We start from the raw sequence: 15036 nt of genomic DNA, 5'->3' as shown, positions 1-15036 counted from the left end.
CTTTCACCGGCCGAGGTACACCTCGATCACGCGCTCGTCGGCCTGCACCTGGTCGAGCGTGCCTTCGGCCAGCACCGAGCCATCGCACAGCACCGTCACCTTCTCTGAGATGGTGCGGATGAAGCCCATGTCGTGCTCCACCACCATGAGCGAGTGTTTTCCCTTGAGCGTGAGGAACAGCTCCGCAGTGCGGGCGGTTTCTTCATCGGTCATGCCGGCCACGGGTTCGTCCAGCAGCAGCAGCTTGGGGTCCTGCATCAGCAGCATGCCAATCTCCAGCCACTGCTTTTGCCCGTGGCTGAGGTTGCCCGACTGGCGCGTGACGCTGTCGGCCAGGTGAATGGTGTGCAGGATCTCGGCCAGGCGGTCCGACTGTGCGGAGTCGAGCTTGAAGAACATGCTGGACTTCACGCCCTTGTGGGTCTTGAGCGCCAGCTCCAGGTTCTCGAACACGCTGAGCTGCTCGAACACCGTGGGCTTCTGGAACTTGCGGCCGATACCCAGGCTTGCGATCTCGGGCTCGTTGTGGCGCAGCAGGTCGATGGTGGAGCCAAAAAACACCGTGCCTTTGTCGGGCCGGGTCTTGCCGGTGATGATGTCCATCATCGTCGTCTTGCCCGCACCATTGGGGCCGATGATGCAGCGCAGCTCGCCCGGGGCGATGTCCAGGCTCAGGCCGTTGATGGCCTTGAAGCCGTCAAAGCTCACATGAACATCTTCCAGGTACAGGATGCGGCCGTGGGTCACGTCCACTTCGCCCGGCGTGGCAATGCGCGAGAAGCCTGCAGCGCGGCCACCCGACTCGGTCTGGCCCAGTGCGACGGGCGCCAGCGTCTTCTGCAGCCGCCGCGCGCCTTCTTCCATCAGATCGGGCGTCATTGCGCGGCTCCCTTCGTTGTTGTCATTTTTGCCTTGAGCTTCTTGACCAGCCCCACCACGCCATCGGGCAGGAACAGCGTCACCGCAATGAACAACGCGCCCAGGAAGTACAGCCAGAACTCCGGCGCCGTCACCGTGAGCCAGCTCTTGGCACCGTTGACGATGAACGCCCCCACGATGGGTCCGATGAGTGTGGCGCGCCCGCCCACGGCCGCCCATACGGCGATCTCGATGGAGTTGGCGGCGCTCATCTCGCCGGGGTTGATGATGCCGACCTGGGGCACATACAACGCCCCCGCCACGCCGCACATCATGGCGCTGATGGTCCAGATGGTGAGCTTGTAGGGCAGCGGCGAATAGCCCGAGAACATGACACGGCTCTCGGCATCGCGCACAGCCTGCAGCACGCGGCCAAACTTGCTGCGTACCAGCCAGCGCGCCAGCAGGAAGAAGCCCAGCAGCGACAACCCCGTCAGCACAAACAGCGTCATGCGCATGTTCTGCGTGGCAATGGGCGTGCCCAGGATGCGCTTGAAGTCGGTAAAGCCGTTGTTGCCGCCAAAGCCGGTTTCGTTGCGGAAGAACAGCAGCATGGCCGCATACGTCATGGCCTGCGTGATGATGGAGAAGTACACACCCTTGATGCGCGAGCGGAAGGCGAAGTAGCCGAACACAAACGCGATCACGCCCGGCACGGCCACGATGAGGATCAGCGTGGCGATGAAGCTGTCGGACAGCGCCCAGTGCCAGGGCAGCTCCTTCCAGTCCAGGAACACCATGAAGTCCGGCAGGTCGCTCTTGTAGTTGCCGTCGCGGCCGATCTGGCGCATGAGGTACATGCCCATCACGTAGCCGCCCAGCGCAAAGAACAGGCCGTGGCCCAGGCTCAGGATGCCGGTGTAGCCCCAGATCAGGTCCATGGCCAGTGCACAGATGGCGTAGCACATGATCTTGCCGAGCAGCGCCACGGCGTAGTCCGACAGGTGGAACATGCTGCCTGCGGGCACCCAGAGGTTGAGCACGGGGGCCACGGCGCACACCACGATGAGCGCCACGATAAAGGCCGACCAGCCGCCGCGCGTGAGCAGCGGTGCCGGTGCGGGCAGTTGGATGTTGGGAGAGGTTGGCGTAGTCATGATCAGTCGTCTCTGGTGCTTCAGTCGGCCGTACGCCCTTTGACCGCGAAGATGCCCTGGGGCCGCTTCTGGATGAAGATGATGATGAACACCAGCACCGCAATCTTGGCCAGCACCGCGCCCGCCCAGCCTTCGAGGAACTTGTTCAGGATGCCCAGGCCCAGCGCGGCATACACCGTGCCCGCCAGCTGGCCCACGCCGCCCAGCACCACCACCATGAAGGCATCGACGATGTAGCTCTGCCCCAGGTCCGGCCCCACGTTGCCCACCTGGCTCAGCGCGCAACCTGCCAGGCCCGCAATGCCCGAGCCCAGCGCAAAGGCCATGGTGTCGATGCGCGCCGTGTTCACGCCCATGCACGAGGCAATGGGGCGGTTCTGCGTCACACCACGCACGAACAGGCCCAGGCGCGTGCGGCCGATCAGGTAGCCCATGCCCAGCAGCACGGCGATGGCAAAGCCGATGATGACAAGGCGGTTGTAAGGCAGCGTGAGGTTGGAGAGCACCTGCACGCCACCGCTCATCCACGCGGGGTTTTCCACACCCACGTTCTGCGCACCAAAAATCGTGCGCACCAGTTGCATCAGCACCAGGCTGATGCCCCAGGTGGCCAGCAGCGTCTCCAGGGGGCGCCCGTACAGAAAGCGCAGCACGCCGCGCTCCAGCACCGCACCCACGGCGGCCGAGGCGCCAAAGGCCAGGGGCAGCGCAGCGACCAGGTACCAGTCGAACGCACCCGGAAAATACTTCTGGAAGATGCCCTGCACCACATAGGTGGCGTATGCGCCGATCATCATCAGCTCACCGTGGGCCATGTTGATCACGCCCATCAGGCCGTAGGTGATGGCCAGGCCCAAGGCGACGAGCAGCAGGATGGAGCCCAGGCTGATGCCCGAGAACGCGGCGCCCAGGCGCTCGCCCCAGGCGAGCTGGCCTTCCATGGCGCGCAGGGCGGCCTGCAATGCGGCCTTGACCTTGGCGTCTTCTTCGACGGTGACGCGTTCATTGAGCAGCAGCCGCGTATCAGGTGTGGCGCTGAGCGACAGTGCCTGGGCGGCTGCGATGCGTTGTGCGGGGTCGTCGCTGCCCAGCAGCGTGGCGGCGCGCGCCAGCTCCAGCTGGGTCTTGATCTTGTCGTTGGTTTCCTGCGCCAGTGCCTTGTCGAGCAGGGGCAGACGGCCTGCATCCGGTTCCTTGGTCAGTGCCTTGGCGGCGGCCATGCGCTGGGTTTCGTCCTTGCCAAACAGCGCCAGGCCCGCCAGGGCCGTGTCGATCTCGCCGCGCATGCGGTTGTTGTTGATGATGTCTTCGGCATCGGCGGGCACAGGGACCTCGGCGCCAGTGACAGGGTCGATGCCCTTGTCATCGCGCACGATCAGCGCCTTGCCGTCGGCCACCTTCACCGCGTCGTCGGCCAGCGCCTGCAAGAAGGCAGCGGTGCGTTCGCTGGGCTCCACCACGGCCTGCTGCACGGCGGCCACACGGTCGTCGGTGTCACCAGCGGCCATGGCCAGGGCCTGCTCGGCGGTGAGGGCGTGGGCGCTGCCCGCTAGGCACAACAGGCTGACCAGGCACCAGCGCATGGCCAGAAAACATCGCAACATAAGAAGAATTCCATTCGGCCTGCTGTCGGTGGCAGGCGGGTGTCAAAGAAAAAGGGAGGGCGCACACAGGCGCCCTCCCCTCTTGGGCACACTGCAGGTGCTTACTTCTTTTCAGGTTCGTCTTTTTTCTTGTCGTTGCCTTCGATGTAAGGAGACCATGGCTTGGCCTTCACGGGGCCGGGGGTCTTCCACACCACGTTGAACTGGCCGTCGGCCTTGATCTCGCCGATGAACACGCTCTTGTGCAGGTGGTGGTTCTTCTCGTCCATCTTGGAGACGATGCCCGACGGTGCCTTGAAGGTCTGGCCGGCCATGGCGGCAATCACCTTGTCCACATCGGTGCTCTTGGCCTTTTCAACCGCCTGCTTCCACATGTTGATGCCGATGTAGGTGGCTTCCATCGGGTCGTTGGTGAGCGGCTTGTCCTTGTGGCCGGCAATGCCCTTGGCCTTGGCGTAGTCGCTCCACTTCTTGATGAACTCGGTGTTGGCCGGGCTCTTGATGGACTGGAAGTAGTTCCAGGCAGCCAGGTGACCCACCAGCGGCTTGGTGTCCACACCGCGCAGCTCTTCCTCGCCCACCGAGAAGGCGACCACGGGCACGTCCTTGGCCCTCAGGCCCGCGTTGCCCAGTTCCTTGTAGAAGGGCACGTTGGAGTCACCGTTGATGGTGGAGACCACGGCCGTCTTGCCGCCCTGGCTGAACTTCTTGATGTCGGCCACGATGGTCTGGTAGTCAGAGTGGCCGAAGGGGGTGTACTTCTCGTCGATGTCGCTGTCCTTCACGCCCTTGCTCTTGAGGTAGGCGCGCAGGATCTTGTTGGTGGTGCGGGGGTACACATAGTCGGTGCCCAGCAGCACCCAGCGCTTGGCGCTGCCGCCGTCCTTGCTCATCAGGTAGTCCACTGCGGGGATGGCCTGCTGGTTGGGCGCGGCGCCGGTGTAGAACACGTTCTTGGACAGCTCTTCACCTTCGTACTGCACGGGGTAGAACAGCAGGCCGTTCATTTCTTCCACGACCGGCAACACCGACTTGCGCGACACCGAGGTCCAGCAGCCGAAGATGACCGAGACCTTGTCCTGGCCCAGCAGCTGCTTGGTCTTTTCGGCGAACAGGGGCCAGTTGGAGGCTGGGTCCACCACCACGGGTTCGAGCTTCTTGCCCAGCACGCCGCCCTTGGCGTTGATCTCGTCGATCGCCATGAGCACGGTGTCTTTCAGCACGGTCTCAGAGATGGCCATGGTGCCCGACAGGCTGTGCAGGATGCCGACCTTGATCGTGTCCTGGGCGTGGGCTGGCAGCGCAGACAGGCCAGCGAGCGTAGCGACGGCCGCGAGGGCCTTGAGGGAATAACGACGTTGCATGTGTGCTTCTCCGGTGGTGGTTTCAATCAGGAAATCAATCAAACCGCTTCGCCCGGTGGGCCCCGGTGTGGAGCCCCTGTGGATCGGGCGATGGAATGGATTCTGGAGAGCGGGGCCGGTTGGCGAAATACGCCGGGTGGCGTACACGCCCCGCTGCGAGGCCGCATCACACGGGGGCCGTTGCGCGGCGACTCACCACCCCCGATGCACGCCACAGGTGCACAAGGGCAAGGATGGCATTCACTATGAAAACAATAGCTGTTACGGCATGTACCACTAGCGCTACCAGCCCATTTCATGCAAAAACCTTGGCCTGCAAAGGTTGTGGGGCCTCCGTAGAATCCAAGGGTTTTCCCTAGTCTTGCGCGCCTGTCCCCATCGGCCCTGGTGCTGCCCTTTTGTCCCTCTGCGCTCCATGAACCTCCCCCTGCTGGCCCTGGCCATTGCCGCTTTTGGCATTGGCACCACCGAATTCGTGATCCTGGGGCTGCTGCCCGAAGTGGCAGGTGACCTGTCCGTCTCCATCCCCGCCGCCGGCATGCTGGTGTCGGCCTACGCACTGGGCGTGGCTGTGGGTGGACCGCTGCTGGCGGTGGCCACCGCGCGCTGGCCGCGCAAGACCACGCTGACCTGGCTGATGGTGCTGTTCATCGTGGGCAATGTGGGTTGCGCGCTGGCCCCCAGCTATGCGTGGCTGATGGTGGCGCGCGTGGTCACCTCGTTCTGCCACGCCGCGTTTTTTGGCATTGGCGCCGTGGTGGCCGCCAGCGTGGTGGAGCCCCACAAGCGCGCCCAGGCCATGGCGCTGATGTTCACCGGGCTCACGCTCGCCAACGTGCTTGGCGTGCCGCTGGGCACGCTGCTGGGCCAGCACCTGGGCTGGCGCTCCACCTTCTGGGCGGTGGTGGTGATTGGGGTGCTGGCCGTGGCCGCCGTGGTGCGCTGGGTGCCACACCTGCGCCACCAGATCAGCGGCAGCGCGCTGGGCGAGTTCCGCGTGCTGCGCATTCGCCAGGTGTGGCTGGCGCTGGCGGTGAGCGTGCTCGCATCCACCAGCATGTTCACGCTGTTCACCTACATCACGCCCATCCTGCGCGACGTGACCGGTGTCTCCCCCCAGAACGTGAGCGGCGTGCTGCTGCTGTGCGGCGTGGGCCTGACCATTGGCAACCTGCTGGGCGGCCGCCTGGCAGACTGGAAGCTGCTGCCCTCGCTGATGGGCATCTTTGCCGTGCTGGCGGGGGTGCTGGCAGCGTTTTCGTTCACCAGCGTGTGGCTGTGGCCTGCCGTCATCACCGTGGTGGTGTGGGGCATGGTGTCGTTCGCGGCGGGCACGCCACTGCAGGCGCGGGTGGTGTCGCAGGCGGGCGATGCGCCCAGCCTGGCGTCCACGCTCAACATCGGCGCATTCAACCTCGGCAATGCCATTGGTGCCTGGCTGGGGGGCGCAGTCATCACGGCCGGGTGGTCGCTGCAGGCCATTCCGCTGGTGGCGGCCGCCGTCACGCTGAGTGCGCTGGCGCTCACAGCCTACATTGCCTGGCTGGACCGGCAGCCCACACACAAGGCTCCGGCGCTGGCCGACTGCAAGGCGGCCTAAGCCGTTTCGGCGCGCTCGAACGCCACATAACCGTCTTCGATGGCAGGCAGGATCTGCAGCACCTCGAAATACGGCACGGTGAGCAGGGGGGAATCGCGCAGCCGCTCCATGAAGTCGTAGTGCTTGAGCGGGTCATCGGTTTCCACCAGCATCAGGTCGCTGCAGGGCGCTGCGAAGGCCTCGGCATCGAAGTGGCGCAGGCGCAGGGCTCCCTGGTAGCGGGGCAGCAGGGCATGCAGGTGCGCCTCACCCAACTCACGCCTTTGCTCACGGGGCAAACGCAGCCACGCGGGCAGTGCACGCAGGTGGATGAAGAAGGCATAACGGGTGGCCATGGGGTGATCTCCTGGGGTCGACGAGAAGACAGGTGTTGAGCCAGCAGGCTTGGATCAAGCAGTGCGCAGCAGGCGGGCCAGCAGCCCGGGTGCCCAGCGCTGCAAGTGCCAGGCCGCGCGCGCCTTGCCGATGCGGATGTCGGCGTGCCCCGCCAGCAGGCCTCGGACCAGTGCCTGTGCAGCGACATCGGGAGGGATCTTGCCGCGCCCTCGGCCCCGGGTCATGGGCGTGTCCACCAGCGGCATCACAGCGTGAACCACCCGCACTGGGCTGCCTTGCATCTGCACCCGCAACGCCTGGGTGAACAGGTCCAGCCCGGCCTTGGTGGCGCTGTAAACCGCCGCCGTGCGCTTGGGGCAAGAGCCCAGCACCGACCCGACATTGACCACCCATGCGCGCTGCTGGGCCTGCAAATGGGGCAGCAACGCACGCGTCAGCGCCATCGGCGCCAGCAGGTTGATCTCGACCTCCGCGCGCATGTCCTGTGCCCTGTAGCCGGCATCGTCCACCCGCAGGTCGCTCTGGATGCCTGCGTTGTTCACCAGCGCGCCAATATCGGGATAGCGCAGCAGCCACTGCGCCGCCAGGCCGTCCATCTCTTCGATGCGGGACAGGTCGGCCACCCAGGGCTCGATCAGTCCATGGGCATCTGCCAGCGCCTGCAGCGGCTCGGCCTGCCGTGCCACGGCCAGCACCGGCACGCCGCACCGCGCCAGCTCCAGGGCTAGCGCCCGGCCAATGCCCGAGCTCGCGCCGGTGACGATGGTGCGTGGCAAGGGGCCTGCGGGCGCGGCCTGGCGTGTGATGGTGGGGGTGCGAGCGTGTGACATGGGCCGCACTCTAGGCATGGCGCCGTCCGTCGTCATCAACCCAGGTTAATTGGCGAACGAAGGAGGCTCTCACCCTCAGGCGCGGCGGACGCTTCGCCACACTGCCACGCGGCATACTGCGCGCCATGGCCCCCATCCAGCACCCCGCCTTCTGGTCGCTCCTCACACAGGCGGCGGGCACGCAGGCCCTGCCCGACTGGGCCACGGCAGAGCTCGCCATCACCACGCACGCGGTACAGGCAGGCGGCACGGTCTTTCTGCAGGGGGTGCAGCACCCGTATGTTTACGCGGTTCAAGCAGGCTTGTTCAAGCTGAGCTACCTGCAGGATGACGGCACGGAATGGATCAAGTCGTTTGCCGAAGAAGGACGCTTTTTTGCCAGCGTGTCCGCCCTGCAGCCGGGCGGCCGCACGGCCTTCATGGTGACGGCCATCGAGTCCGCCACCCTGGAGCGCATCGACCACGGCGTGCTGCTCGCGCTGGCCGAACGCCACCTGCCCTGGGCAAAGGCGCTGTACCAGCTGACCCTGGTGTACGCCGCACGCAAGGAGGCGCGTGAGCGCGAATTGCTCACCCTCACCCCCGAGGGCCGCTACCGTGCTTTCCTGGCATCACACCCCAACCTGGCGCTGCGCATCCCGCAAAAAGACCTGGCCCGCCACCTGGGATTGACGCCCGTCGGGCTCAACCGCATTGCCATGCGCGTGCGGCGCAGCGTCACATAGCCGACATTCGCCGGCAGCACAGCGCTGCACAGTGGCGCTAGGATGGCCCCCTGCCCTTGCCACGCGGTAATTGCCATCGAAGGCGCCGGCGTGCACTTTCTCAACCGCTCAGGACAACCCATGGTGAAACGACGCACAGTGCTTCTCGGTGGCGCCGCAACAGCCGGCGCGCTGGTCATCGGCTGGGGCGTGGTGCCCCCGCGCCAGCGGCTGCACACCGCGCAGCCCCTGCCCCAGGGCACGGGCCAGGTGGCGCTGAATGGCTGGCTCAAGGTAGCAGCCGACAACACAGTGACGGTGATGATGGCCAAGTCCGAAATGGGCCAGGGCGCGCACACCGGGCTGGCCGCCATCCTGGCGGAAGAGCTGGACGCCGACTGGGCCCAGGTGCGGCTGGAGATGGCGCCCATCGACGACATCTACAACAACCTGGCCACGGTGGTGGACGGCCTGCCGTTCCACCCCGACAACGAAGGCTCTATCAAGGCCGTGGCGGGCTGGCTGACCGCCAAGACCATGCGCGAAGTGGGCGTGATGATGACGGGCGGCTCCAGCAGCATCAAGGACCTGTGGCGCCCCATGCGCGAGGCCGGTGCCCACGCCCGCGCCATGCTCATCAACGCAGCGGCCGTGCAATGGAAGGTGCAGGCCGCCGAATGCAAGGCCAACGCTGGCGTGGTGGAACATGCGGCAGGCCAGCGCGCCACGTTTGGCGAGCTGGCCGCACTGGCGGCGCAGCAGCCGCCACCGGGCAAGGTGCCCCTCAAGGCCCCTGCAGAATTCAAGCTGATCGGCAAGCCGCTCACCCGCATCGAGGCGCCCTCCAAGCTCGATGGCAGTGCGGTGTTTGGCATCGATGCCCACCCGCCCGGCCTGCTGCACGCCAGCGTGGTGATGTGCCCCACGCGGGGCGGCAAGGTGGCCCAGTTCGATGGCGCAGCTGCGCAAAAGATGCCTGGGGTGAAGCAGGTGCTGGCCGTAGCACCCTACCACGGCGGCACTGGCGGCGTGGCCGTGATTGCCGACACGCCCTGGCACGCCAAAAAGGCCGCCGCCGCAGTCACCGTGCAGTGGGACCATGGCCCCGCCGCCACGCTGTCGAGCGCCGCCGTCATGACCCAGCTGACCCAGGCGCTGGAAAAGGCCCAGGGCTTTGGCTACCACAGCGTGGGCGATGTGGACCAGGCCCTGCAAGGCGCTGCAACCACCCTCACTGCCGACTACCGCGCGCCTTACCTGGCCCACGCCACCATGGAGCCCATCAACTGCACCGTACAGTTCAGGGATGGCGCGGCCAGCGTGTGGACATCCACTCAGGTACCGGGCCTGGCGCGCATGGCGGCCGCCAAGGCCCTGGGCATCGACGACACCAAGGTGACCGTGCACCAGCTGCTGCTGGGCGGTGGCTTTGGCCGGCGGCTGGAGGTGGACTACGTGGCCCAGGCCGCCGCCATTGCCAAGGCTGCTGGGGGCGCACCGGTGCAGACACTGTGGTCCCGCGAGCAGGACATGCAGCACGACTTCTATCGCCCCGCCTGCGTGGCGCGGTTCAAGGCCGGGCTGGACGCACAGGGCCAGCTCGTGGCCTGGCACAACGTATCGGCCGGCCAGGCCATCGTGCCGCAGGTGCTGTCCCGCACCTTTGGCCTGCCAGGCGCCGGGCCGGACAAGACCGCGTCCGAAGGCGCGTTCGACCAGCCCTACGAGTGGCCCCACGCACGCATCGCCCACGAGATCATCGACCTGCCGCTGCCCGTGGGCTTCTGGCGCTCAGTAGGGCATTCGCACCAGGCGTTTTTCAAAGAGAGTTTTGTGGACGAAGCGGCCCACGCTGCCAAGAAGGACCCGGTGGCCTTCCGTGCCACATTGCTGCAAAAACACCCGCGCCACCTGAAGGTGCTGCAAAAGGCGGCCGATCTGGCGGGCTGGGGCCAGCCCTTGCCGCCCGATGCGTCGGGCGTGCAACGGGCGCGCGGCGTAGCGCTGCACCAGTCGTTCGGCTCCATCGTCGCTCAGGTGGCCGAGGTGTCGGTGGGTGCCGACAAGGCGATCCGCGTGCACCGCGTGGTGTGCGTGATCGACTGCGGCGCGGCCATCAACCCCAACCTGATTGCCCAGCAGATGGAAAGCGCTGTGGTCTACGGCCTCACGGCGGCGCTGTGGGGCGAAGTGACGATCAAAGACGGCCAGGTGCAGCAGAGCAACCTGCACGACTACCCCCTGCTGCGCATGGCCGACTGCCCCCGCGTGGAGACCCACATCATCGCCAGCGCCGAGCCCCCCGAGGGCGTGGGCGAGCCCGGCGTGCCGCCCATCGCGCCCGCTGTGGCCAATGCCTTGTTTGCCCTGACGGGTCAGCGCCTGCACGCGCTGCCGCTCAAGCTCAGCTGACCCGACGCACCGGAGCCCCCATGACCACGACCCTGAACCTCAACGGCCAACCCGTCGCCATCAATGCCGAACCCGACACACCCCTGCTGTGGGTGCTGCGCGGCGAGCTGCAGATGAACGGCACCAAGTTTGGCTGCGGCATGGCGCTGTGTGGCGCCTGCACGGTGCACCTGAACGGCGAGCCGGTGCGCGCCTGCATCACGCCCCTGTCGGCCGTGGGCAGCGCCCAGGTCACCACCATCGAGGGCCTGCAGGGCCCCGAAGCCTCTGCACTGCGCACCGCATGGACCGCAGTGGATGTGGCGCAGTGCGGCTACTGCCAGAGCGGGCAGCTGATGTCGGCCTGTGCCCTGCTGAAGAAAACGCCGCAGCCTACCGATGCCGACATCGACGCCGCCATGTCGGGCAATGCCTGCCGCTGCGGCACCTACCCGCGCATCCGGGCGGCGATCCACCAGGCTGCGCGCGGGCCTCAGGGCTGAGAGATCCCCCCTCCCAGGTCGAGCGAAACCTGCTCGACCACGCCCCCTTTTTCGGGCGGCATGTCGGCGCAGTACACGGCATTGCGCCCTGTGCCCTTGGCTTGGTAGAGGGCCTGGTCGGCACGGTTCACCAGCTCTTCAAAATTCATCCCCGAGCCCTTGTACAGGGTGGCTACGCCAATGCTCACGGTGACGGCCACCTCCTGCCCTTCGTCGCCCACGCACACCAGCAAGGACTCGACCTCGCGGCGCAGCGACTCTGCCACTTGCAACGCGCTCGCGCTGTCGGTCTCGGGCAGCACGATGACAAACTCCTCGCCCCCAAACCGCGCGACGATGTCCACACCGCTGCGCTTGTGCCCAGCACACACCTGGGCCACGGCACAGATCACGCGGTCGCCCGCCAGGTGGCCGTACAGGTCGTTGACGGTCTTGAACAAATCGATGTCTGCCACCAGCACGGACATCGGGTGCCCAAAACGCTCCGTGCGCTTGTATTCCTTGGCGCCCAGCTCCATCAGCGTGCGGCGGTTGGACAGGCCCGTGAGCGAGTCGTTGGCGGCCAGCCGCTCCAGCGTGGCGTTGAGCTGCTGCAGCAGGCGGTTCTGCTCGGTGAGCTGCTGGTTGATCTGGGCGATCTCGGTCTCGCGGCACTTGCGGTCGTGGATGTTGAACGTGACGCCGATCAAGCGCTTGCCGGGCGTCTCGCTGTGGCCGTCCATGATGCGGCCATAGTTGGCAAACCAGATCCACTCGCCACTCTTGGAGCGCAGCCGGAACTCACACCGGTACTGCGGCGTGACGCCCGTCAGGTGGTCGGCCACGGCCTTGCGCACGGTGTCGATGTCGTCGGGATGGAACAGGCCGTAGATGTCCTGCACGCCCGAGACGATTTCATCCTCGGAGAACCCCAGCTCTTCAAACGTCTTGGTCGCCTTGCGCGTGACGTTGCCGGTGATGAGGTCGTTCTCCCACAGGTCGAGCCCGGCGGCCTCCAGGGCCAGCTCCAGCCGCTCCTTGTTCAGGTCCGCCTCACCCATGGCCATGACCAACTTTTTTCACAGCGTTCCGTTTCTCTCGTGCGTCGGTGCGGGCTGCAGGGTTCAGCCGGGCGGCATGCCACCCGCGTAACCGATATTGCGCAGCAGCGCGGCAAACGATGCCACGACGCCGGGGGTGTTGTAGAGCTGGGGTGCAGTCTGCACCGCAATCACGCTCACCTGGTTGCCGGTGCTGCGGCCCGTTTTAGGGTCGAAATACTGGGCCAGGTCGTCGCTGGCGTTGGAGAACCCACGACCCGTGCTCTCTGAGTAGTAGCAGATCGAGTCGGGCGCAATGATGTCGGGGGTGGTGCTCGCCGCCGAATACATGATCAGGTTCTCGTTGAGGTTGTAGAGGTAATGTGTCTCGGTGCTCTGGGCCGGGTCGGATGCATTGTCCAACCGGATGATGCCCGAGTCCAGCGACGCGCTGGACGTGGACTGGCTGACCGAGGTGATGAAAAAGTTGGTGACCACGGCGCGCGCGGCACGGCCGGTGAGGTTCTGGATGCCCGCCGCCACGGCCTGGGTGCTGAGCGGCGTGACCGCCTGCAAGAGCTGCAGGCCCAGCTGGCGTGCCTGCTCCAGCGTGCCCGGAATGTAGCTGCCCGACAACGCGAACTGGTTGCCTGCGTTGGAGGGCCACATCGCAATGCCCGAGTACCCGCCAAAACCGCCCACCACCCCGCCCGCCAGCGACTCGATGCCCGACGCTGTGCCGGAGCCCAGCACCGCGTACTCCGCCGCCACGAGCGTGGACGCATCGCTGGCCAGCACGGCGGGACTGGGCGCTGGCCCGGAAGGGGCGGTAAAGGTGGTCTGGGGCAGCTCAGGCACGGCACGGCCTGCGCCATCGCCGTTCACCACCCAGATGCTGCCGCCCGACATGGCCGCGCCAATCAGCGGCACCAGCGAATTGATGGGCCCGATCTCCACCGGGATGAAGGCGCCTGGCTGCATGCCGGTGTACGCCTGCATCACGGCCACGGTGTTGCTGATGGAGTTCTGCACCGCCGTGAGGGTGAGATTGTCGGCCGCGTCGGGCGAACCCATGATGGCCAGCACACAGGCATTGGTGGCGCCGTCGTAGTCCTGCACCTGCACCGTGCCCGTGTAGCCCTGGTCTGCCAGCTGCTGCACGATGGCGCATGCGTCTTGGTAACTGCCACCACCGCCGCTGGCCAGCACGGCCGCCCCGGTGGCGATCGCCTGGAAATCGGTCAGGCCATAGAAATAGACATTGCCCATCGGGCCCCCCTCTCTTATTTGGATGAAAAGCACGATATCCGAGCCCCGTCGAAAGTCAATGACCGGGATACCACGGGGGGATCGGCACCACGGCAGGGCCTGCACTCTGGTTTACGGCGGCATCATCGCCTATGCTGTGCACCAAGTTGTTTTCCGCTACCCCCACCATGAGCACCCCCGAAAAATCCCCCGTTTACGGCACCGAAGACCTTTTGATCAGCCTGTGCAACTCCGTCACCCGCGTGCTGGGCGTGGCTACACACAGCCAGATCCACTATTCCGGCATGGTGCAGCGCATCAGCAAGACCTGCCTGAAACCCGACATTGGCTGCTTTGTGCTGTTTGACGGCGGCTTCTCGGGGCTGGTGATCATCAATTTCTCAGGCCAGGCGGCGATGGAGCTGTACGCCAACTACCTGCTGAACATGGGCATGTCCAAGGATGACCTGGTCAGTTCGTACACCTCCGACGAGGTCAGCAACGTGATGGGCGAGCTGATGAACCAGGTGGTGGGCGACTTCACCGGCAAGGTGCGGCGCGAGCTGCAGACCCACATCACGCAGAACCAGCCCAAGATGCTGGTGCTGAACAAGCAGGTGCAGCTGTCGGTGGACGCCAACCTCGACAAGCCCGAGGCCCGGCGCGTGACCTTCTACACCAGCAACAACAACATCTTCTACCTGGAACTCGCCATCGACCGCACCGAGTTCATCAAGCTCTACGACTTTGAAGCCCAGGAAGCTCCCGACCCGGACGCGCTGATGGCCCAGTCGCAAGAAGCACCGCCCGTGCCCGCCCCACCGCCAGCCGGCCAGGACGACACGGATGCGCTGCTCAAGTCGCTGGGGATGTAGAAACACTACAAAAAAGATAGCTGCCAGCGCATGAAACACTAGCGCTTGCAGCCACTTTTTCTCAAATATGCGCCCGAAGTGCCTGCGGCGCCCCTCCGGGCGGCCCAGCGGGCCTGTCCTACACCCGCCGTCACGATGCACTGACCGCTCCGCCAGGTCACGGGTCTAAGCTGAGAAGCCCACTTGTTGATCGGAAAGGAGCCCCCATGCCACGTGCAGCCTGGAGCGCCAAACGCGAGCGCCAGTACGAACACATCAAGGACAGCCTGCTGGAACGCGGAGAGAGCGAGAGCACCGCAGAAGAGATTGCCGCGCGCACAGTGAACAAGGAACGCGCCCAACACGGCGAAGCCCGCACAGCCAACCCCAAGACCCTGAAGGCCACGCCGGCCCCCGTGCGCGGCGGCAAAAACTCGCACCGCGGCCCGCAGGGCCGCACGCGCGAGCAGCTGTATGAGGACGCCAAGCGAGAGAACATCCGGGGCCGGTCCCGGATGAACAAGCAGCAACTGGAGCAGGCGCTGGCGCGCTGACCCGGGCCCGCGCC

At 65.8% G+C, this 15036-nt stretch carries 14 protein-coding genes; 6 read left to right on the top strand and 8 right to left on the bottom strand.

Annotation, left to right across the window (positions count from 1 at the left end; translation table 11 throughout):
• Positions 1–3: 3 nt before the first annotated feature.
• From urtD to urtA, 4 genes are all read right to left on the bottom strand, one after another.
• A complete protein-coding gene (gene urtD / locus ASC83_RS08495; RefSeq protein WP_056060633.1) occupies positions 4–879 on the bottom strand; it encodes an urea ABC transporter ATP-binding protein UrtD in 876 nt (291 codons plus the stop codon).
• Positions 876–2015, bottom strand: coding sequence for an urea ABC transporter permease subunit UrtC (urtC, locus tag ASC83_RS08490; RefSeq protein ID WP_056060630.1), 1140 nt, complete (start codon positions 2013–2015; stop codon positions 876–878). The genes urtD and urtC overlap by 4 nt, the downstream gene beginning before the upstream one ends.
• Before the next feature lie 20 nt (positions 2016–2035).
• Positions 2036–3619, bottom strand: a complete 1584-nt coding sequence (gene urtB, locus ASC83_RS08485; RefSeq protein ID WP_056060628.1) for an urea ABC transporter permease subunit UrtB — start codon at positions 3617–3619, stop codon at positions 2036–2038.
• 101 nt (positions 3620–3720) lie between these two features.
• Complete coding sequence (gene urtA, locus ASC83_RS08480) at positions 3721–4983, bottom strand: urea ABC transporter substrate-binding protein (RefSeq protein WP_056060625.1); 1263 nt, start codon at positions 4981–4983, stop codon at positions 3721–3723.
• Positions 4984–5398: 415 nt separating this feature from the next.
• On the opposite strand from urtA, the gene ASC83_RS08475 reads away from it, so the two are divergent.
• Positions 5399–6583 carry an MFS transporter gene (locus ASC83_RS08475; protein WP_056060622.1) on the top strand — a complete coding sequence of 395 codons (1185 nt, stop codon included), beginning with the start codon at positions 5399–5401 and terminating at the stop codon, positions 6581–6583.
• Here the strand turns inward: ASC83_RS08475 and ASC83_RS08470 are convergent.
• Both ASC83_RS08470 and ASC83_RS08465 read right to left on the bottom strand, forming a co-directional pair.
• A complete protein-coding gene (locus ASC83_RS08470; RefSeq protein WP_056060620.1) occupies positions 6580–6918 on the bottom strand; it encodes a darcynin family protein in 339 nt (112 codons plus the stop codon). The genes ASC83_RS08475 and ASC83_RS08470 overlap by 4 nt on opposite strands.
• Before the next feature lie 54 nt (positions 6919–6972).
• Positions 6973–7749 (bottom strand): SDR family NAD(P)-dependent oxidoreductase, encoded by a 777-nt coding sequence (locus tag ASC83_RS08465; RefSeq protein ID WP_056060617.1) that lies wholly within the window; start codon positions 7747–7749, stop codon positions 6973–6975.
• 125 nt (positions 7750–7874) lie between these two features.
• Here ASC83_RS08465 and ASC83_RS08460 point away from each other — a divergent pair, with 125 nt between their 5' ends.
• The 3 genes from ASC83_RS08460 (at position 7875) to ASC83_RS08450 (ending at position 11347) form a co-directional block, all read left to right on the top strand.
• Entirely contained in the window at positions 7875–8474 is a 600-nt protein-coding gene (locus ASC83_RS08460; protein WP_056060614.1) for a Crp/Fnr family transcriptional regulator, read from the top strand.
• A 120-nt stretch (positions 8475–8594) separates the two neighbouring features.
• Entirely contained in the window at positions 8595–10865 is a 2271-nt protein-coding gene (locus ASC83_RS08455) for a xanthine dehydrogenase family protein molybdopterin-binding subunit (RefSeq protein ID WP_056060611.1), read from the top strand.
• 20 nt (positions 10866–10885) lie between these two features.
• On the top strand, positions 10886–11347 hold the full coding sequence (locus ASC83_RS08450) for a (2Fe-2S)-binding protein (protein WP_056060608.1): 462 nt from the start codon (positions 10886–10888) through the stop codon (positions 11345–11347).
• Here ASC83_RS08450 and ASC83_RS08445 read toward each other — a convergent pair.
• On the bottom strand, positions 11338–12393 hold the full coding sequence (locus ASC83_RS08445; protein WP_225580894.1) for a sensor domain-containing diguanylate cyclase: 1056 nt from the start codon (positions 12391–12393) through the stop codon (positions 11338–11340). The genes ASC83_RS08450 and ASC83_RS08445 overlap by 10 nt on opposite strands.
• 57 nt (positions 12394–12450) lie before the next feature.
• Positions 12451–13635, bottom strand: coding sequence for a DUF917 family protein (locus ASC83_RS08440; RefSeq protein ID WP_056060606.1), 1185 nt, complete (start codon positions 13633–13635; stop codon positions 12451–12453).
• A 167-nt stretch (positions 13636–13802) separates the two neighbouring features.
• On the opposite strand from ASC83_RS08440, the gene ASC83_RS08435 reads away from it, so the two are divergent.
• Both ASC83_RS08435 and ASC83_RS08430 read left to right on the top strand, forming a co-directional pair.
• The gene (locus ASC83_RS08435) at positions 13803–14489 is read left to right on the top strand and encodes a DUF3334 family protein (RefSeq protein ID WP_056062049.1); all 687 of its coding nucleotides are present in this window, start codon (positions 13803–13805) and stop codon (positions 14487–14489) included.
• A 206-nt stretch (positions 14490–14695) separates the two neighbouring features.
• Positions 14696–15022, top strand: coding sequence for a hypothetical protein (locus ASC83_RS08430; RefSeq protein ID WP_056060603.1), 327 nt, complete (start codon positions 14696–14698; stop codon positions 15020–15022).
• The last annotated feature ends 14 nt before the right edge of the window (positions 15023–15036 follow it).

It is taken from the genome of Acidovorax sp. Root402 (genome assembly GCF_001425125.1).
GTDB classification, from domain to species: Bacteria; Pseudomonadota; Gammaproteobacteria; order Burkholderiales; family Burkholderiaceae_C; genus Acidovorax; species Acidovorax delafieldii.
This window is presented reverse-complemented; position numbering and strand designations above follow the sequence as displayed.